Raw genomic sequence first — 17,951 nt, 5'->3', positions numbered from 1 at the left:
GGCTCCCTGAACTCGAACTGTACAGAGCACTATCGGGCCGATTGTACCGTTACTGTCTGCAGCCATACCGGTACATTTGATCGCATGCGTACCGGTATGGATTCGGTAGCGGCGTCGGCATAGTGTTCAGGCGCGTGCTGCTGCCCGCTTCCTTCCGGCCCCCCTGGAAACTTCTGGCTCCGATTGCCCGCCCATGAACGCGTCTTCGCTTCGCCTCGATCACCTCGTCGTTGCCGCGCGCACGCTGGAAGAAGGCGTGCAGTACGTGAGCGACGCGCTCGGCGTCGCGCCCTCGGGCGGCGGCGCTCATCCGCTCATGCGCACGCACAACCGTCTGCTCGGGCTGTGGGGCGGCGCGTATCTGGAAGTCATCGCCATCGATCCGGCCGCGAACAGCGGAACAGGCAGTGGAGCGAATGTCCGCGCGCGCCTCTTTGCGCTCGACGACCCTGCCGTCCAGGCGCGCCTCGAACAGGGGCCGTACCTGTCGCATTGGGTCGCGCGCGTCGATCCGCCGAAGCGCCTCGCACGCTGGCGCGAGCAGTATCCCCAGCGCATTCCCGCGCCCGTGCCGATGACGCGCGGCGACTTTTGCTGGCAGCTCACGGTGCCGGAAAACGGCGCCTTCCCGTCCTGGCAGGGCGCGGGCGACGGCATCCTGCCCTCGCTGATCCAGTGGGACACGGCGCATCATCCGTCGCAGGTGCTGGCCGATACCGGCATCGCGCTCACGTCGCTCACCGGCTTTCACCGCGAGGCGCAAGCCGCGCGCGAGCAGTTGCAGTGGCTCGGTGCAGCGCACCTGATCGCCGTGGAGGAAGCCCTCTCGCCCGCGCTCGTCGCGCAGTTCGAAACCCCGTCCGGCCCGCGCACGCTCGGCGCGCCGGCACGCTGATCCGTCGAGCGCAAAGTCCCGCATGAAAGCACGCGAAACCCAGGGCATGCTGCTCGGCCTCGTCGGCGTCATGATCTTCAGCCTGACGCTGCCGATGACGCGCATCGTCGTCGCCGAATTCCACCCGCTCCTGAACGGCCTCGGCCGAGCGCTCGCCGCTGCCGTGCCGGCCGCGCTGCTGCTCGCCATCCGCCGCGAGACATGGCCCACGTGGGCGCAGGTCAAGAGCCTCGCGGTGGTGTCGCTGGGCGTGATCGTCGCGTTTCCGGTGTTTTCCGCCTTCGCGATGAAGACCGTGCCGGCTTCGCACGGCGCCATCGTCAACGGACTGCAGCCGCTCGCCGTGGCGATCTACGCCGCGTGGCTCTCGCACGAGCGGCCCTCGAAGGCGTTCTGGGCCAGCGCGCTGGTCGGCAGCGCGCTCGTGGTCGGGTTCGCGCTCCAGGCGGGCGGCGGCTCGCTGCACGCGGGCGACGCGTGGATGCTCATCGCGGTGGGCATCGGCGCGCTCGGCTACGCCGAAGGCGCGCGCCTCGCGCGTCAACTGGGCGGCTGGCAGGTGATCTGCTGGGCGCTCGTGCTCTCGGCGCCGTTCCTCGTGCTGCCGGTAGGCTGGCTCGCGTGGGCGCATCATGTGGCGCATCCGGGGCCCGTCGCGCTCGAGACCTGGCTCGCCTTCGGCTACGTCACGCTGTTTTCGCAGTTCATCGGCTTTTTCGCGTGGTACGCGGGGCTCGCCATGGGCGGCACAGCACGCGTGGGACAGGTGCAGCTGCTGCAGATTTTCTTCACGATGGCGTTCTCGGCGCTCTTTTTCGGCGAACAGGTCGCGCCCCCGGCGTGGCTCTACGCGGCCGCCGTGATCGCCACGGTCGTGCTGGGCCGCCGCTCGGCGATCCGCACGGCCCCCGCGCCGGCGCGCGCATGAGCCGGTTTCGCGTCATAATCGAAGGTTTTCGGCGGCATCCGGCGGCGCGTGATCGCACCCCATGCCGCCACTGAATCAGCCACTCGCCCCACCCCAACAAGGAGACCCCATGGACCAGAGCGATCTCAAGGCCGCGCCCGCGTGGCAACTGTCCGAGCGTGCAATCAAGCTGACCAGCTCGGCGATTCGCGAAATCCTGAAGGTCACCGAGCGCCCCGAAGTCATTTCGTTCGCGGGCGGCCTGCCCGCGCCGGCCAGCTTCCCGGCCGAGGAAATGCGCGCCGCCGCCGACCGCATCCTGCGCGACGATCCCTCGGGCGCGCTCCAGTACAGCGCGACCGAAGGCTATATGCCGCTGCGCGAATGGGTCGCCGCGCGCCACTCGGTGGGCGGCGTGAAAGTGCGTCCCTCGCAGGTGCTCATCACCACGGGTTCGCAGCAGGCGCTCGACCTGATCGGCAAGGTGCTGGTCTCGCCCGCCAGCCCCGTGCTCGTCGAGACGCCCACCTACCTCGGCGCGCTGCAGTCGTTCTCGCTTTACGAACCGAAGTACGTCCAGGTCCCGACCGACGAGAAGGGTCTCGTGCCCGCAGGCCTGACGCCCGAGCTCACAGCCGGCGCGCGCCTGCTCTACGCGATCCCGAACTTCCAGAACCCCACGGGCCGCCGCCTGCCGCTCGAACGCCGCCAGGCGCTCGCGGCGTTCGCGAGGCACTCGCCCTTCCCCGTGATCGAAGACGACCCCTACGGCGCGCTGCTCTACGCGGGCGAGCCGTTGCCGACGGTCCACTCGCTCGCGCCCGAGCATGTCGTGCATCTGGGCTCGTTCTCGAAGATCCTGGCCCCGGGCCTGCGCGTGGGCTACATCATTGCGCCCGAAGACCTGCACTTCAAGCTCGTGCAGGCCAAGCAGGCCACCGATCTGCACACGCCGAGCTTCACGCAGCGCATCGTCTACGAGGTCGTGAAGGACGGCTTCCTCGACACGCACATCCCGAAGGTGCGCGCGCTGTATCGCAACCAGTGCGAGGCGATGCTCGACTCGCTCAAGCGCAACATGCCCGAAGGCGTGAGCTGGAACCGCCCCGAAGGCGGCATGTTCATCTGGGTGACGCTGCCCTCGAACATCGACAGCATGAAGCTGCTGGCCGAAGCCGTCGCGCAGAATGTGGCCTTCGTGCCCGGCGCGCCGTTCTTCGCCGACGCGCCGCAACACAACAAGCTGCGCCTGTCGTTCGTCACGGTACCGCCCGCGAAGATCGAAGAAGGCGTTGCGAAGCTCGCCGCCCTGATCCGCGCGCACGCCTGACGCAAGCCCGGCGAAAGCCCGGCGCAGCGCCAGGCTTTTTCCGACTCAACACCCGAATGAGGAATCCTGACCATGGCTGACATCAACATCTACGACCGTCTCGAGCAGCTCGGCATCACCCTGCCCCAGGCAGGCGCGCCCGCCGCGGCCTACGTGATGAGCGCACAAAGCGGCAACACCGTGTACCTGTCGGGGCACATCGCCAAAAAGGACGGCAAGGTGTGGGCCGGCAAGCTGGGCGAGTCGCTCACGACCGAGGAAGGCCAGGCCGCCGCGCGCGCGATCGCGATCGACCTGCTCGCCACACTGCACGCCCACACGGGCGACCTCAACAAGGTCAAGCGCGTGGTCAAGCTCATGAGCCTCGTGAACTCGACGCTCGCTTTCACCGAGCAGCACATCGTCACGAACGGCGCTTCGGAGCTGATCGCCGACGTGTTCGGCGAGAAGGGCAAGCACGCGCGTTCGGCCTTCGGCGTCGCGCAGATTCCGCTTGGCGCGTGCGTCGAGATCGAGCTGATCGCCGAAGTCGAGTAAGACCGCCCCGCCATGATCCAGTCCAGCGTCCGCTTCAAACAGGTCGACGTCTTCACGTCGATACCCTTCAAGGGCAACCCGCTTGCCGTGGTGTTCGACGCCGAAGGCTTGAGCGGCGACGAGATGCAGGCCATTGCGCGCTGGACCAATCTCTCGGAAACGAGCTTCCTGCTCGCCCCCACCGACGCGCGCGCCGACTACCGCGTGCGCATCTTCACGACCAGGGGCGAGCTGCCCTTCGCGGGCCATCCGACGCTCGGCACGGCGCACGCGTTTCGCGAAAGCGGCCGCACGTCGAAGACGCCCGGCCGCCTCGTGCAGGAGTGCGGCGCCGGCCTCATCGATCTGGCCGCCACGGAAAACGGCGCATGGGCCTTCGCCGCGCCGCCCGCGCGCGTGACGCCGCTCGCCGCGGCGCAGTTCGATGCATTGCGCGCGGCGCTGCGCGCGGACGCCATCGACTTCACGGCCGCGCCGTGCGGCGTCGATAACGGCGCACCCTGGCTCGTCGTGCGCCTCACGTCGGCGCAAGCGGTGCTCGCGCTCGACGTCGACTACGCGGCAATCGAAGCGGTTGCCGCGAGTGTGGGCGCGCACGGCGTGGCCGCCTACGGCCCGCATGAAGCCGACGGTCCCGCGACCTTTGAAGTGCGCTGCCTCATGACCGGGCTCGGCAAGGGCGAAGACCCCGTCACCGGCAGCGCGAACGCCGCCATCGCCATGCTGCTCGAACAGCAGAACCGGCGCCCGGGCGCACGCTATACGGTGCGGCAAGGCACGGCGCTCGGGCGTGACGGGCGCGTGCACGTCGAATACGACGATGCGGCGAAAAAGATCTGGATTGGCGGCCATGCGGTGACGGTCGTCGACGGGACCTGCCGGCTCGGCTGAACGCAGGCAGGCCCCTGCCTCATGCAAGGCGCATCGACCGCGATGCGCCGCCTCGCACCTATGCACCGTACATGGGCAGCGCGCGCGGCTTGAGGCGACCCTCGCGTATACCCGACGGACCACAGCTTCCTTAATCATTCCCCAACCAGTAATATCGAAACATCGGACGCATGACGCGTCCGGCGTGCATTGCGCGCGTCATGCGCGTATTCCCCAGCCATCCGTCATTCATGCCGCCGACTCAACCGAGCGCATCCTTGCCGTACTGGCCGCCGCAGCCGCGGTGTGAGCCCACGCGCCTGCGGCGGCCGCGATGAGCACCACGCGGGGTCCGTTCTCGCGCGATTCGAGCCTGCGCAACGTGCCCGGCCCGGCATACACGCGTCCGCGCGCGCTGCTTGCCATTCCGCTGCTCGGTGTGCTGGTGCTCGTGCTGCTGTGGGCGGTCATCTTCACGCGTCTGTCGGTCGAGAAGGAAGCCACCATGCGCGAGGCCACGGCCTCGGCGGCAATCCTCTCGGCGGCGCTCGAACAGCACACCGTCAAGGCGATCCACCAGGTCGACCAGATCACGCGCTTCGTGAAGTACGAGTTCGAAAAGTCGCCGGGCCACTTCGATCTCGGGAGCACGGTCGAAAAGGGTGTGATGCAGAGCGACTCGCTCGTGCAGGTGTCGATCATCGACGAGCATGGCAGGCTCGTCGCCAATACGGCCGATCCGAATCCCAAGCCCATCGACCTCTCGGACCGCGAGCACTTCAAGGTGCACGAGCACGAGAACGACGATCAGCTCTTTATCAGCAAGCCGGTGCTCGGCCGCGTCTCCGGCCACTGGACCCTGCAGATGACACGCCGCCTCAATCACCCGGACGGCTCGTTCGCGGGCGTGGTGGTCGTCTCGGAAGACCCGAGCTACTTCACGAGCGACTTCTACAACAACGCCGCGATCGGCCGTGACGGGGTGATTGCCGTGATCTCGGACAGCGGCGCCGTGCTCGCGCGCCGCACGGGCAGCGCCGGGCACGCGGACGGCGCGTTCTCCGCGAGCGGCGTGTATCCCATTTCCGAGCATGCGTCGGGCACCTATGTCGACCCGATCGATCACGTCACGCGCATCGTCTCGTACCGCCATATCGATGGCTATCCGCTCGCCGTGCTGGTCGGTCTCTCGCAGGCCGAGGAATTCGCCGACTACAACCACACGCGCGACGTCTACCTGATGATGGCGACGTTCATCTCGCTTGCCATGCTCTCGTTCTTCGCCGTGGCCACGGGACTGATCGGCAAGCTGCTCGGGCGCGAGCGCGAGATGTCGCAGCTCGTGCAGTACGACCTGCTCACGGGCCTGCCCAACCGCTACGCCACGCTGCAGCGTCTGCGTCATGAAGTCTCGCAGCCGGGCAACCTCGGGCGCCTCGCCATCCTCTTCATCGATCTCGACAACTTCAAGACGGTCAACGACACGCTCGGCCACAACGCCGGCGATATCGTGCTGCAGATGAGCGCCGCGCGCCTCGCCGACGCCGTGGGCGGCGCGGGCACGCTCGCGCGCATCGGCGGCGACGAGTTCGTGGTGATCGTGAAGGGCGACGACATCGAAAAGCGCGCCATCGCGCTCGCCGAAGCCACCAACGCCGCGTTCACGCATCCGTTCGACGTGCGCGGCAGCGCCTTCGTGCTGCACGCGAGCACGGGCATCGCGCTCTTCGCGGTCGCGCACGAAAGCGAAATCGATCTGCTCAAGAAGGCCGACCTCGCGATGTACGCCGCGAAGGAGGCCGGACGCAACTGCTTTCGCTTCTACTCGCCGCAGCTCGCCCACCGTGCCGACCACCTGATGAAGTGGGAGCAGCAGTTGCGCGTCGCGCTCGCCGAGGACCAGCTCTTTCTCGCCTACCAGCCGAAGATCGATCTGCGCCGGCGCTGCATCACGGGATTCGAGGCGCTCGTGCGCTGGAACCATCCGCAATACGGGCTCATTCCTGCGGGCGAATTCATTCCCGTGGCCGAATCCACGGGCCTCATCGTGCCCGTAGGCGACTTCGTGATCCGCACCGCGTGCGCGCAGCTCGCGCAGTGGCAGCAGCAGGGCTACGAGTCGCTCACGCTCGCCATCAATATCTCGGCGGTGCAGTTCTGGCGCGGCGACCTTTACGAGACCGTGGCGCGCGCAATCGAAGAAACCGGCATTGCCGCGCACCGGCTCGAACTCGAGATCACCGAAACCGCGATGATGGAGTACCCGGAGCTGGTATCGGAGAAGATCTTCGCGTTGAAGCGCCTTGGCGTGCGCGTCGCGCTCGACGACTTCGGCACCGGGTATTCTTCGCTCTCCTACCTGAACCGCTTCGCCGTCGACACGCTGAAGGTCGACCGCTCGTTCGTGCAGGCCATTCCCGCGGATCGCAGCGTATGCGTGATGGTCTCGGCGATCGTCAATCTCGCGCGCTCGCTCGGACTCACGGTGGTCGTCGAGGGCACCGAAACCGAAGAGCAGATCGCGTGGCTCTCCGCGCTCGGCCCGATCGAGGCGCAGGGCTTCCTGTTCTCGCGCCCCGTGCCCGTGGAAGGCGTGGCCGCGCTGATCGAGCGCTTCGGCGTATGCAGCGCCACGCAGCCGGCGGGCGCGCAAGCCGCCCGCGAAGATCGCCGCAACGAGCGCGTAAGCGACGCACCGCAATCGCGCTGACGCCGGGGCGAGTCCGACGCGCAGACCCACGCGCGGCTCGGCGCGCGCCCATAAAGCCGCCGAAGCGCACGCGCGCCACCGCCGCGAACGTTGCAGGAGAAACGATCAGAACCCGCGCGCGAGCACCGCCACCCCGATCGTCACGATACCCAGCACGAGATTGACGACGACGAGCCGGCGCACGGTGCCCACGGCGCGCGCGCCGTCGGGCCACTTCTGCGCCTGCACGGCGCGGCGAATGCGCGGGAACACGGCGAAGCGGATGTGGCCGAAGATCAGCATCATCAATACGCCCAGGCCCGCCATGGCATGCAGTTGCCAGCTGGCATGCCCGCCGCCGAACTGCATGAGCAGGAAGCCGCCGGTCAGCAGGATCACGATGACCGAGACGCCCACCCAGTTGAAGAAGCGGCCGAACACCGATTCGATCAGCGGCAGGCGCAGCTGCGGCGAGAGGTCTTCGAGCGCCGGGCGCAGACAGAAGTGCGCGAAGATCATGCCGCCCACCCAGACGGCGACGCCCAGCAGATGCAGAAAGAGCGCGACTGCGATCGCGTGGCCCATGCTTGAATTCCCTCGTAACGTGTATTTATCTGGCGCACGCAGACGGGAATGCTCCCGTCTCATGCGTTGTGCGCGGCATTATTCCATGCCGCGCAGCCGTTTGCGCCGGATATGCCGACCGGCGCGAGTGCTTTGGCACCGACGCCGGTCCTACGCGAAGCGCGTTTACTGCGGCAACACCGGACGCATGCCCGTCACGACCTTGAGCTTCGAGTCCGGCACGCGGCCCTTGCGTGCGCGCTTGCCGATCTGCGGGGCCAGCACCGCGCCCGCCATCAGGTCCTCGCCCGCCTTGCCGCCGCGGCCCGTGCCCACGAGCACGACGCCCGCTGCGCCGATCGCGAGCGCCTGCACGAGCTTTTCATTGTCGTCGAGCTGCATGAGCGTGACGCCACGCCCGCCGCCGGAGAGCGTCTTCATCTCGTCGAGGCCGAACACCAGCAAACGGCCGCCCGACGAAAGGCACGCCACCTGCAGCGCGTCGGGCAGCATCGGCATCGGCGCGAGCGGCACACAGCCCTCGTCGATCGTCATGAACGCCTTGCCCGCCTTCACGCGGCTCACCATGTCGCCGATCTTCGCGATGAAGCCGAAGCCGTTGCTCGACGCCAGCAGCAGTGGCTGTTCCGCATTCGCCGCGAAGTAGTGCAGCAGATGCGTGCCCGCTTCGAGTTCGATGAGCGACGTGACCGGCACGCCGTCGCCGCGGCCGCCAGGCAGATTCGCAATCGCCACCGAATAGACGCGGCCATTGCTGCCCCACGCGATGAGCATGTCGGGCGTGCGGCACTGGAACGCCGCATAGAGGCCGTCGCCGGCCTTGAACGTGAAGCCCTGGGTATCGAGCCCGTGGCCCTTGAGCGCCCGCACCCAGCCCTTCTGCGAGACGACGACCGTGACCGGCTCGTCCACCACGCGCGCTTCGAAGCTCGCACGCTTTTCCTGCTGGATGAGCGTGCGGCGATCGTCGCCGTACTGCTTCGCGTCGGCTTCGATCTCCTTCACGATGAGACGCTTCATCGATGCATCGTTCGCGAGCAGCTCTTCGAGCTTCGCCTTCTCTTCGCGCAGCTCCGCGAGTTCCTTCTCGATCTTGATCTTCTCGAGCCGCGCCAACTGACGCAGACGAATTTCGAGAATGTCCTCGGCCTGGCGCCCGGAAAGCCCGAACGCGCTCATCAGCGCGCTCTTGGGCTCGTCCGACTCGCGGATGATGCGGATGACTTCGTCGATATTGAGGAAGACGATCATCCGCCCTTCGAGGATATGAATGCGGTCGTCGACCTTGATCAGGCGATGCCGCGTGCGGCGCGTGACCGTGGCGAAACGGAAGCCGATCCATTCGCCCAGAATCTCGCTGATGCCCTTCTGGCGCGGCCGCCCATCGGCGCCGATCATCACGAGATTGAGCGACGCGTTCGATTCGAGGCTCGTGTTCGCGAGCAGCGAGTTGACGAACTCGCCCTGGTCGATGCGGCTCGTTTTCGGCTCGAACACGAGGCGCACGGGCGCGTCCTTGCCCGACTCGTCGCGCACGGCGTCGAGCAGCGCGAGCATGGTCTGCTTGCTCTGCAACTGCTCGGGCGTGAGCGTCTTCTTGCCGAGCTTGAGCTTCGGGTTCGTGAGTTCTTCGATCTCTTCGAGCACCTTCTGGCCCGAGGTGTTCGGCGGCAGCTCGGTCACCACGAGCTGCCACTGGCCGCGCGCGAGGTCCTCGATCTTCCAGCGCGCACGCACCTTGAGGCTGCCGCGGCCCGACTCGTACGCCGCCGCAATTTCCGCGTCGCTCGAAATGATCTGGCCGCCGCCCGGGAAATCGGGCCCCGGCAGCTTCTCCATGATCTCCGCATGCGAAAGCTTCGGGTTGCGAATCAACGCCACCGCCGCCGCCGCGACTTCGCGCAGGTTATGCGACGGAATTTCGGTGGCGAGACCCACCGCGATACCCGACGCGCCGTTGAGCAGCAGCATGGGCAGGCGCGCGGGCAGCGTCTTCGGCTCCTGGAACGAGCCGTCGTAGTTCGGCATGAAATCGACGGTGCCCATGTCGATTTCGTCGAGCAGCAGCTTCGCGATAGGCGTGAGGCGCGCTTCGGTGTAGCGCATGGCCGCCGCGCCGTCGCCGTCGCGCGAGCCGAAATTGCCCTGCCCGTCGATGAGCGGGTAGCGCATCGAGAAGTCCTGGGCGAGGCGCACGAGCGCGTCGTAGGCCGACTGGTCGCCGTGCGGGTGGTACTTGCCGAGCACGTCGCCCACCACGCGCGCCGACTTCACGGGCTTGGCGTTGTCGCCGAGGCCCATTTCGTTCATCGCGAAGAGAATACGCCGCTGCACCGGCTTCTGGCCGTCGCAGACGTCGGGCAGCGCACGGCCCTTCACCACGCTCACCGCATAGTCGAGGTAGGCGCGTTCCGCGTAGTGGCCGAGCGTGAGCGTGTCGCCGTTCGGGGCGTCCGTCACTTCAGCAAAGAGATCGTCCATGTTTCAATCGTTCCGTAATCTTGTGTGGGCGCGCTCGCCTAGATATCCGCTTCGACTTCGTTGCCCTTCTCTTCGAGCCACGAACGGCGCGATGCCGCTTCGCCCTTGCCCATGAGCATCGTCATGCGCGCGACCGTGGCCTCGTAGTCGAGGTCGCCGAGCGCGATGGGCGAGAGGCGCCGCGTGTCGGGGTTCATCGTCGTGTCCCAGAGCTGCTCGGCGCTCATTTCGCCAAGACCCTTGAAGCGGCTGATGGTCCATTGCGTCTCGCGCACGCCGTCCTTGCGCAGCTTGTCGAGGATCGCTTCGAGTTCGCCTTCGTCGAGCGCATAGAGCTTCTGCGCGGGCTTCTTGCCGCGCGCGGGCGCATCGACGCGGAACAGCGGCGGGCGCGCCACGCATACGTGGCCGCGCTCGATCAGTTGCGGGAAATGCTTGAAGAAGAGCGTGAGCAGCAGCACCTGGATGTGCGAGCCGTCGACGTCCGCGTCCGAGAGAATGCAGATCTTGCCGTAGCGCAGGTTCGAGAGATCGACCGTGTCGTCGGGGCTGTGCGGATCGACGCCGATCGCCACCGAAATGTCGTGCACTTCGTTGTTCGCAAAGAGCCGGTCGCGCTCGGTCTCCCACGTGTTGAGCACCTTGCCGCGCAGCGGCAGGATGGCCTGGTACTCCTTGTCGCGCCCCATCTTCGCGGAGCCGCCGGCCGAGTCGCCCTCCACGAGGAAGAGTTCGTTGCGCGCGATGTCGGTCGATTCGCAGTCGGTGAGCTTGCCGGGCAGCACGGCCACGCCCGAGCTCTTGCGCTTCTCGACCTTCTGGCCCGCGCGCGTGCGCGCCTGCGCCTGCTTGATGACGAGATCGGCGAGCTTCTTGCCATGCTCGACGTGCTGGTTGAGCCACAGCTCCAAAGCCGGACGCGAGAACGACGAAACGAGCTTGACGGCGTCGCGGCTGTTCAGGCGCTCCTTGATCTGGCCCTGGAACTGCGGGTCGAGCACCTTGGCCGAGAGCACGAACGAGACGCGCGCAAAGACGTCTTCGGGCAGCAGCTTCACGCCTTTCGGCTGAAGATTGTGCAATTCGACGAAGCTCTTCACGGCCTGGAACAAACCGTCGCGCAAGCCGCTTTCGTGCGTGCCGCCCGCAGGCGTCGGGATCAGGTTCACGTACGACTCGCGCGTGAGCGAGCCTTCCTCGCTCCACGCCACAACCCACGCAGCGCCCTCGCCTTCGGCGAAGGTGTCGTCGGCGGTGCGTGCGTCGGCGTAGCGCTCGCCTTCGAAGAGGGGGATCAGCAGGTCGGCGCCCCCCATGCCTTCGAGCAGATAGCCGCGCAGGCCGTCTTCGTACTTCCAGCTCTGGCGCTCGCCGGTCTTCTCGACGATCAGTTCGACCTCGACGCCCGGCAGCAGCACGGCCTTCGAGCGCAAGAGACGCTGCAGTTCGCCGAGCGGCAGGTTGGGCGAATCGAAATACCTGGGATCGGCCCAGGCGGTCACGCGCGTGCCGCTCTTCTTCTCGTCGCGCGCGGCGTTGCGCGTGGCGAGCGGCTTCGTGACGTTGCCGTCCGAGAAGCCGATTTCGGCGACCTTGCCGTCGCGCCAGACGGTCACGTCCAGACGCGTGGAAAGCGCGTTCGTGACCGAGACGCCCACGCCGTGCAGGCCGCCCGAGAACGTATAGGCGCCGCCGGCGGCCTTGTCGAACTTGCCGCCCGCGTGCAGGCGCGTGAACACGATTTCGACGACGGGCACCTTCTCTTCGGGGTGCAGGCCGAACGGAATGCCGCGGCCGTCGTCCTCGACGGAGACGGAATGGTCGGCGTGCAGCGTCACGGTGATGCGCTTGCCGTAGCCGCCGAGCGCTTCGTCCGAGGCGTTGTCGATGACTTCCTGGATGATGTGCAGCGGATTCTCGGTGCGCGTATACATGCCCGGCCGCTGCCGGACGGGCTCGAGGCCCTTGAGCACCTTGATCGACGCTTCGCTATAGCCAGTGTTTCCAGCGTTGGACTTCTTCGTTGACATGGTGATCCACAGGGGGTTGTCCGCGCGCTTGTCCACAGGTCCTGTGGACATCTGCGGGGAAAACGCGTTGAGCGTTCAAAAAAACCGATACGAAACAACGGGGTGAACCGGCTGCGCGCCGCGGTGGCAGGTGCGCTCGCGGCGGCGCGGAGGTTCGCGCAGTTGTTCGAATTCGCGAGGTATTGTACTGATTTGGGCTCGCACGGCAATTTGCCTCGCGGTTGGCTGTTCGGCGGAGGGGCGAAGCGTTGGGCGAGTCGCGTAGAATGGGCACGCGTGGAGCGCCGTGCGCTGCCGCAAGTTCACCCGGCCTTGTCGTAGCCGTTTGTTGCACGTTGAGGAGCGTAGAGCCGTCATGAGACCATCCGAAGCCTTACGCGCGCACCGCGCCGAAATTCGCCAGATCGTCGCAAGTCATCACGCAACGAATGCGCGCGTCTTCGGGTCGTCCGCGAGCGCGGAGGACGACGAGGATAGCGACCTCGATCTGCTCGTCGACCCGACGCCGGAAACGACACTCATCGATCTCGCGCAAATCCAGCTACGGCTCGAAGCGCTTCTAGGGGTGCGAGTGGACGTACTCACGCCCAAAGCGCTACCCGAGACCTTTCGCGCTCGCGTAGTCGCCGAATCGGTGCCGGTATGAGAAAGAAAGATCTGCGCACGCCAGATTACCTGCAGCACATTCTTGACGCGATCGAACGGATTCGCACATACACTGCTTCGCTTTCACGCGAAAGCTTCGAGGCAACACCGATGGCTGTCGATGCGGTCGTGCGTAACATCGCGATCATGGGTAAAGCCGCGCGCAATATCACTCGCGACGACCCCGACTTTGCTGCCGCCCATCCCGACATACCGTGGGAAGCCATGTACGGCATGCGCAACCACAGTGACGCACAGGTACTTTGTCGTGGACGTCGACATTGTCTGGAGCACCGTGAAGTCATATTTGCCCGAACTTGAGCTCAAGCTTTCACAGCTGAGACGCTCATAAAAAAGCGGCCTTCATCAGGCCGCTTTCTCTCGCATCACTTGCGCTTGCTCTCCAGCTCCTCCCACCGCTCCAGCGCAACGAGCAATGCCTCGTCGATCGCCGCGTAACGTTCGGTGAGCCGCGCGCCTTCGGCCGCATCCTTCGCGAAGATCGACCCGTCCTCGATCTTCGCGCCGATCGTCTTCTGCTCCGTCTCCAGCGCCTCGATGCGCCCGGGCAGTTCCTCGAGTTCGCGCTGCTCCTTGAACGAAAGCTTCACGGTGCGCTGCGCATTGCGGCCCGCGGCGCTCTCCTTGGGCGCGGCCACCGCAGCCGCCGCTTCCCTCGGCGCGCGTGCTTCGGCGATCTCCTGCGCGCGTGTGCTCTGCGTCTGCCAGTCGGTGAAGCCGCCTACGTATTCGCGCCACCTGCCCTCACCCTCGGACGCGATCACCGACGTCACCACGTTGTCGAGAAACGCGCGGTCGTGGGAGACGAGCAGCACGGTGCCGTCGTAGTCGGTGAGCAACTCTTCAAGCAGTTCGAGCGTCGGGATGTCGAGGTCGTTGGTCGGTTCGTCGAGCACGAGCACGTTCGCGGGACGCGCGAACAAACGCGCGAGCAGCAGGCGATTGCGCTCGCCGCCCGAAAGCGACTTCACGGGCGAGCGCGCACGCTCGGGCGCGAACAGGAAGTCGCCGAGATAGCTCATCACGTGCTTCTTCGCGCCGTTGATCTCGACCCAGTCGCTGCCGGGGCTGATGGTATCGGCGAGGCTCTTTTCCATGTCGAGCTGCGCGCGCATCTGGTCGAAATACGCGACCTGCAGGTTCGTGCCCACGCGCACCGTGCCTTCGTCGGGCTTCAACTCGCCGAGAATCAGCTTCAGCAGCGTGGTCTTGCCTGCGCCGTTCGGACCGACGAAGCCGATCTTGTCGCCGCGCATGACCGTCGACGAAAAGTGATCGACGATCGTGCGGCCGCCATAGCGCTTGGTCACGTCCGTGAGTTCGGCGACGATCTTGCCGGACTTCTCGCCTTGCGCGACGTCGAGCTTCACGTTGCCCTGCACGTTGCGGCGCTCTTCGCGCTCGTGGCGCATCTGCACGAGGCGCGCGATGCGGCCCACGCTGCGCGTGCGGCGCGCCTCCACGCCCTTGCGGATCCACACTTCTTCCTGCGCGAGCAGCTTGTCGAACTTCTCGTTCTCCACGCGCTCGACTTCGAGCTGCTGCGCCTTGCGCTCCTGGTACTGCGAGAAGTTGCCCGGATACGAAAGCAGTTTGCCGCGATCGAGTTCGACGATGCGCGTGGCCACGCGGTCGAGAAACGCGCGGTCGTGGGTGATGAAGAGGAGGCTCGAACGCTGCGCCACGAGCAGTTCCTCGAGCCAGCGGATGCCGTCGAAGTCGAGGTGGTTGGTCGGTTCGTCGAGCAGCAGGACATCGGGCTGCACGACGAGCGCGCGCGCGAGCGCCACGCGCTTTTGCATGCCGCCCGAGAGCGCGCCTACGCGGGCGTCGCCTTCGAGGCCGATCTGCGCGAGCGTCGTGGCAACCCGCGTGCGCCAGTTCCAGGCGTCGGCATGATCGAGCGACGATTGCAGCGTGTTCATGCGCGCGAGCAGCGCATCGTGTTCGGCGCCTTCGGGCGTATCCGCGAGCTGGTGTGCGACCGCGTCGTATTCGTCGAGCAGCGCGCGCATCTCGGCAAGTCCCGAGGCGACGGTGTCGAACACCGTGGCGCCGGCGTCGAAGTCGGGCTCCTGCGGCACATAGACGGTCGACAGATTCTGCTGGCGCGTGACGAGACCGTCGTCGGGCCTGGCGAGATCGGCGACGATCGTGAGCAGCGACGACTTGCCCGCGCCGTTGCGGCCGATCAGCCCGACGCGCTCGCCGGCTTCGAGCGAAAAGTCCGCGTGGTCGAGCAGCGCGACGTGGCCGAACGCCAGTTGCGCGCCTGTGATGGTGTAAAGCGACATGGATGGAAAGCGATGCGTGCGGTGGACCTGAAGAGGGCATTGTACCGGGCCGCGCAGGTCGGGCCGCAGGGTCGCTCCACCCGGGCCGCACTTCCGCGTTTAGCTTCCCTGCAGCACGGCGGCACGCGAACCGTTTTCCGGTAACATCGCGGGTCGCCCGCGCCGCCCTGTCTTGTAGATAAAGGGCCGCATGACGGGCCACGCATCGAATCGACTAACCGAAGGACACGCTGTGAGCGAAGTAATCGAGTACAAGAGCTGGGTCTGCCTGATCTGCGGCTGGATCTACAACGAGGAAGAAGGTCTGCCCGACGAAGGCATCGCGGCCGGCACGCGCTTTGCGGAGATCCCCGTCGACTGGCGCTGTCCGCTGTGCGACGTAGGCAAGGCGGAGTTCGCCGTCGTCGAGTTCTGATTGCGGCGACTCCGCGGAAGCTAAAGGGGCGACATTTTCGCGCCCGAACACGTTTGCTATACTCTTGGCCCTGCGCCGCGATATTGCTCGGACCCGCAAGGCCGAACTGCTTCGCGCGCCGCTCCGCGCCATGACGGGTCACTTGGGAAACATGGCAATCGTGCGGAGCCATGCTCGAGCTCGCGCTCCCTGTAGTTCAATGGATAGAACAAGTGCCTCCTAAGCGCTAGATGCAGGTTCGATTCCTGCCAGGGGGACCAGCGACGGCGGCGAGCGCCGGCCATCACCCAGTGAGAGCTTCCAGCTCTTCTCGCCCAGTTCAAAAGCGATGTACAGCTGGACAACCACCGTCGTATTCTGCCCATGGAGGGCTGTGTCAGACGCGTCCATTTGCCTGCTCCTTTGGAGAAAACGAGTGTGCAAATCCCGTTTTACTCCAGTCGGGCTTACTGCCGCTGCCCTCCCACATAGCATCTAATGGAGCGAATCGACCAGCTCATCAACACAATCGAAAAGCAGCGCTTCAAACCTGAAGAGACTTTGTGGAGCTCCGAGCAGATAGCGTGCTGGCTGGGCCTGTCAAAGAAGACCGTCGAGACACGCGTTATTACACGGCCCGGATTCCCCGCTGCCCTGCGGCCGGTCGAGTCGATGCAGGCGCATCGGCGCTGGTTCGCCGGCGACGTGCTCGATTGGGCACGCAAAAATAAGGGCACGCTCCCCGCCCCGCGATCGGGGCGCCGTCGAAGCACCGACTGAAGGCTCAACTCCCGGCTGCCCGCGATACGGCCCCTGCCGGTATAAAATGCTCCGTCGCGAGCATGAAATCGGTCAACCGTGCCCGCCCACACATTTCCGGTTCAATTGTTCACTTGAGCTGCCGTAAACTGGACTTATATACTGCGTGATATAGTGGCGAGCCTTCAGATGCACCCCCACGCTGAGGAAGATCTGGCACATATTGAGGCCAGATCACCTGACGACGCGGACGATATCTGGGCCTTTCTGGAAATTGTTGACGGCAGTGATGAACTCAAGGATCGCCTTTGCGCCTGGCATTATCGGCAGACGCATGAAGATCCCCAGTTTGACTGCAAAGCGGTGGTAAGCCTTCAAGGCGAAGGTTACAACATATATCGCATGTATTCGTTAGAGATGGAATGGGGGCGAAAGCACTATCGCATTCTGTACGCATACGAAGCAGCTACCGAGCCGGACGAAGATATGTTCCATATTCTTGCGGTGGTGATGAAGCGCATTGACGATACGCCGCAGGAACTTCGAGTCGAAGCTTACGATTATGAACCTGACCATCCTATTACCGACCGAGTCCGCCGTGACTACGAAGCCTTGGGCCTTCCAATACGACACTAACATCGTGGGGGCGGTATCTTCTGCAGAACGCCTCCAGGTAAAGATTACAGGCGGTCCTAGCATCGCAGCACCGGCGCAGCAGGAATCGCCGCGCAGTCCCCGATCTCTGCTCCAGCGGAGAGAGGAACGCGACACTGCGTTTCAGACGCGCATGGCTGCGGCTCGCGCTCGAGCCGCAGCGTCAATGTTTGCCTCCAAACCCGATTCGATTGCTGCCGCGCGGCTCCGTGCGGGCCTCTCGCAGGCCAAGCTTGCGGAGGCCATCGGCACGAGTCAGTCACATATCGCAAAAATCGAGGCCGGCAAGGTTCAAATTCAGTTCGCCACCGCTGCACAACTTGCGGACGCCCTGAAGATCACGCTCGACTCCTTGCGCGGCTTGATCCAGCAACCGTCAGCCAACATTGTGGAAGTTCAATGAATCGAGTTGCATATTGCCACTTCTGCGATGATGTTCGGCTCGAGGTAGGCAACAAATCGTCATTGATGGGTGTCTATGGGGGTGATTTGCAGGTACCTTCGTTCCCGTATGTTCTGCCAAAGTTTGCGGTAGTCACGTTCATCCGCACGCACATCGACAAACCGATTTCAACGTTGGTTTTTGAGGTTCGCGACGGATCCGACGTTTTAGTGCGGCATGAGGTCCCCCCCGAGGAGCTGGCTTCGGCGCAAAGGACCATCTTGGCCCGCGATGACGGCAGCGAACCGGCACAAGCAGTGGCCTTGGGTGCGACCACCTTTCTTAGCCCCCTTTCGCTCAACCAGCCAACGGTAGTCAAAGCCGTGGTCATATGCGACGGCGAGGAAATGATTGCTGGCAAACTTTACGTGCGCCAGATGGACCAAGCTTTGGTCCCTGCCGGCGCTTAACGCAGATT

Annotated in this window: 17 protein-coding genes and 1 tRNA gene; 14 read left to right on the top strand and 4 right to left on the bottom strand. The window is 65.4% G+C overall.

The features are described from left to right. The first annotated feature begins 193 nt into the window (after positions 1-193). The 6 genes from C7411_RS24995 (at position 194) to C7411_RS24970 (ending at position 7,249) form a co-directional block, all read left to right on the top strand. Complete coding sequence (locus C7411_RS24995) at positions 194-895, top strand: VOC family protein (protein WP_110386719.1); 702 nt, start codon at positions 194-196, stop codon at positions 893-895. Between the two features lie 22 nt (positions 896-917). Then, positions 918-1,823: a DMT family transporter gene (locus C7411_RS24990; RefSeq protein WP_110386718.1), complete on the top strand. Its 906-nt coding sequence runs from the start codon at positions 918-920 to the stop codon at positions 1,821-1,823. A gap of 109 nt (positions 1,824-1,932) precedes the next feature. Next, positions 1,933-3,132, top strand: coding sequence for an aminotransferase-like domain-containing protein (locus C7411_RS24985; RefSeq protein WP_110386717.1), 1,200 nt, complete (start codon positions 1,933-1,935; stop codon positions 3,130-3,132). Positions 3,133-3,204: 72 nt separating this feature from the next. Beyond that, positions 3,205-3,669 (top strand): RidA family protein, encoded by a 465-nt coding sequence (locus C7411_RS24980; protein ID WP_110386716.1) that lies wholly within the window; start codon positions 3,205-3,207, stop codon positions 3,667-3,669. Positions 3,670-3,681: 12 nt separating this feature from the next. Then, a complete protein-coding gene (locus tag C7411_RS24975) occupies positions 3,682-4,560 on the top strand; it encodes a PhzF family phenazine biosynthesis protein (protein WP_110386715.1) in 879 nt (292 codons plus the stop codon). A 313-nt stretch (positions 4,561-4,873) separates the two neighbouring features. Beyond that, on the top strand, positions 4,874-7,249 hold the full coding sequence (locus tag C7411_RS24970) for a bifunctional diguanylate cyclase/phosphodiesterase (RefSeq protein WP_110386714.1): 2,376 nt from the start codon (positions 4,874-4,876) through the stop codon (positions 7,247-7,249). Between the two features lie 105 nt (positions 7,250-7,354). Here the strand turns inward: C7411_RS24970 and C7411_RS24965 are convergent, their stop codons facing one another. From C7411_RS24965 to C7411_RS24955, 3 genes are all read right to left on the bottom strand, one after another. After that, positions 7,355-7,813 carry a CopD family protein gene (locus tag C7411_RS24965; protein WP_110386713.1) on the bottom strand — a complete coding sequence of 153 codons (459 nt, stop codon included), beginning with the start codon at positions 7,811-7,813 and terminating at the stop codon, positions 7,355-7,357. Between the two features lie 165 nt (positions 7,814-7,978). Continuing rightward, positions 7,979-10,294, bottom strand: coding sequence for a DNA topoisomerase IV subunit A (parC, locus tag C7411_RS24960; protein WP_110386712.1), 2,316 nt, complete (start codon positions 10,292-10,294; stop codon positions 7,979-7,981). Between the two features lie 38 nt (positions 10,295-10,332). Continuing rightward, on the bottom strand, positions 10,333-12,324 hold the full coding sequence (locus tag C7411_RS24955) for a DNA topoisomerase IV subunit B (RefSeq protein WP_110386816.1): 1,992 nt from the start codon (positions 12,322-12,324) through the stop codon (positions 10,333-10,335). Between the two features lie 355 nt (positions 12,325-12,679). Between C7411_RS24955 and C7411_RS24950 the strand changes: the two genes are divergently transcribed. Together C7411_RS24950 and C7411_RS24945 are read left to right on the top strand one after the other, a co-directional pair. Beyond that, entirely contained in the window at positions 12,680-12,970 is a 291-nt protein-coding gene (locus C7411_RS24950) for a nucleotidyltransferase family protein (protein WP_110386711.1), read from the top strand. Further along, a complete protein-coding gene (locus C7411_RS24945; RefSeq protein WP_207786564.1) occupies positions 12,967-13,290 on the top strand; it encodes a HepT-like ribonuclease domain-containing protein in 324 nt (107 codons plus the stop codon). The genes C7411_RS24950 and C7411_RS24945 overlap by 4 nt, the downstream gene beginning before the upstream one ends. Before the next feature lie 65 nt (positions 13,291-13,355). Here C7411_RS24945 and C7411_RS24940 read toward each other — a convergent pair whose 3' ends face one another. Next, entirely contained in the window at positions 13,356-15,284 is a 1,929-nt protein-coding gene (locus C7411_RS24940) for an ATP-binding cassette domain-containing protein (RefSeq protein ID WP_110386710.1), read from the bottom strand. A gap of 190 nt (positions 15,285-15,474) precedes the next feature. Between C7411_RS24940 and C7411_RS24935 the strand changes: the two genes are divergently transcribed. The 6 genes from C7411_RS24935 (at position 15,475) to C7411_RS24910 (ending at position 17,943) form a co-directional block, all read left to right on the top strand. Continuing rightward, a complete protein-coding gene (locus tag C7411_RS24935; protein WP_110386709.1) occupies positions 15,475-15,699 on the top strand; it encodes a rubredoxin in 225 nt (74 codons plus the stop codon). Between the two features lie 185 nt (positions 15,700-15,884). Further along, positions 15,885-15,959, top strand: a tRNA-Arg gene (locus tag C7411_RS24930). A gap of 217 nt (positions 15,960-16,176) precedes the next feature. Continuing rightward, the gene (locus C7411_RS24925) at positions 16,177-16,458 is read left to right on the top strand and encodes a hypothetical protein (RefSeq protein WP_110386708.1); all 282 of its coding nucleotides are present in this window, start codon (positions 16,177-16,179) and stop codon (positions 16,456-16,458) included. 168 nt (positions 16,459-16,626) lie between these two features. Continuing rightward, positions 16,627-17,073, top strand: coding sequence for a hypothetical protein (locus tag C7411_RS24920; RefSeq protein ID WP_116603293.1), 447 nt, complete (start codon positions 16,627-16,629; stop codon positions 17,071-17,073). A 184-nt stretch (positions 17,074-17,257) separates the two neighbouring features. Continuing rightward, positions 17,258-17,494 carry a helix-turn-helix domain-containing protein gene (locus C7411_RS24915; RefSeq protein WP_181431372.1) on the top strand — a complete coding sequence of 79 codons (237 nt, stop codon included), beginning with the start codon at positions 17,258-17,260 and terminating at the stop codon, positions 17,492-17,494. Then, positions 17,491-17,943: a DUF6941 family protein gene (locus C7411_RS24910; RefSeq protein WP_133253703.1), complete on the top strand. Its 453-nt coding sequence runs from the start codon at positions 17,491-17,493 to the stop codon at positions 17,941-17,943. The genes C7411_RS24915 and C7411_RS24910 overlap by 4 nt, the downstream gene beginning before the upstream one ends. Positions 17,944-17,951: the final 8 nt, after the last annotated feature.

Source organism: Paraburkholderia silvatlantica (genome assembly GCF_003096715.1).
Lineage (GTDB): Bacteria > Pseudomonadota > Gammaproteobacteria > Burkholderiales > Burkholderiaceae > Paraburkholderia > Paraburkholderia silvatlantica.
Note: the sequence above shows the minus strand (reverse complement) of the source record. Positions and strands in the feature narration are given on the sequence as shown.

Bases quoted from the DNA above. Each gene is read 5' to 3' on its own strand.
- C7411_RS24995 (WP_110386719.1), top strand. From the start codon at position 194: ATGAACGCGTCTTCGCTTCGCCTCGATCACCTCGTCGTTGCCGCGCGC.
- C7411_RS24990 (WP_110386718.1), top strand. From the start codon at position 918: ATGAAAGCACGCGAAACCCAGGGCATGCTGCTCGGCCTCGTCGGCGTC.
- C7411_RS24985 (WP_110386717.1), top strand. From the start codon at position 1,933: ATGGACCAGAGCGATCTCAAGGCCGCGCCCGCGTGGCAACTGTCCGAG.
- C7411_RS24980 (WP_110386716.1), top strand. From the start codon at position 3,205: ATGGCTGACATCAACATCTACGACCGTCTCGAGCAGCTCGGCATCACC.
- C7411_RS24975 (WP_110386715.1), top strand. From the start codon at position 3,682: ATGATCCAGTCCAGCGTCCGCTTCAAACAGGTCGACGTCTTCACGTCG.
- C7411_RS24970 (WP_110386714.1), top strand. From the start codon at position 4,874: ATGAGCACCACGCGGGGTCCGTTCTCGCGCGATTCGAGCCTGCGCAAC.
- C7411_RS24965 (WP_110386713.1), bottom strand. From the start codon at position 7,813: ATGGGCCACGCGATCGCAGTCGCGCTCTTTCTGCATCTGCTGGGCGTC.
- parC (WP_110386712.1), bottom strand. From the start codon at position 10,294: ATGGACGATCTCTTTGCTGAAGTGACGGACGCCCCGAACGGCGACACG.
- C7411_RS24955 (WP_110386816.1), bottom strand. From the start codon at position 12,324: ATGTCAACGAAGAAGTCCAACGCTGGAAACACTGGCTATAGCGAAGCG.
- C7411_RS24950 (WP_110386711.1), top strand. From the start codon at position 12,680: ATGAGACCATCCGAAGCCTTACGCGCGCACCGCGCCGAAATTCGCCAG.
- C7411_RS24945 (WP_207786564.1), top strand. From the start codon at position 12,967: ATGAGAAAGAAAGATCTGCGCACGCCAGATTACCTGCAGCACATTCTT.
- C7411_RS24940 (WP_110386710.1), bottom strand. From the start codon at position 15,284: ATGTCGCTTTACACCATCACAGGCGCGCAACTGGCGTTCGGCCACGTC.
- C7411_RS24935 (WP_110386709.1), top strand. From the start codon at position 15,475: ATGACGGGCCACGCATCGAATCGACTAACCGAAGGACACGCTGTGAGC.
- C7411_RS24925 (WP_110386708.1), top strand. From the start codon at position 16,177: ATGGAGCGAATCGACCAGCTCATCAACACAATCGAAAAGCAGCGCTTC.
- C7411_RS24920 (WP_116603293.1), top strand. From the start codon at position 16,627: ATGCACCCCCACGCTGAGGAAGATCTGGCACATATTGAGGCCAGATCA.
- C7411_RS24915 (WP_181431372.1), top strand. From the start codon at position 17,258: ATGTTTGCCTCCAAACCCGATTCGATTGCTGCCGCGCGGCTCCGTGCG.
- C7411_RS24910 (WP_133253703.1), top strand. From the start codon at position 17,491: ATGAATCGAGTTGCATATTGCCACTTCTGCGATGATGTTCGGCTCGAG.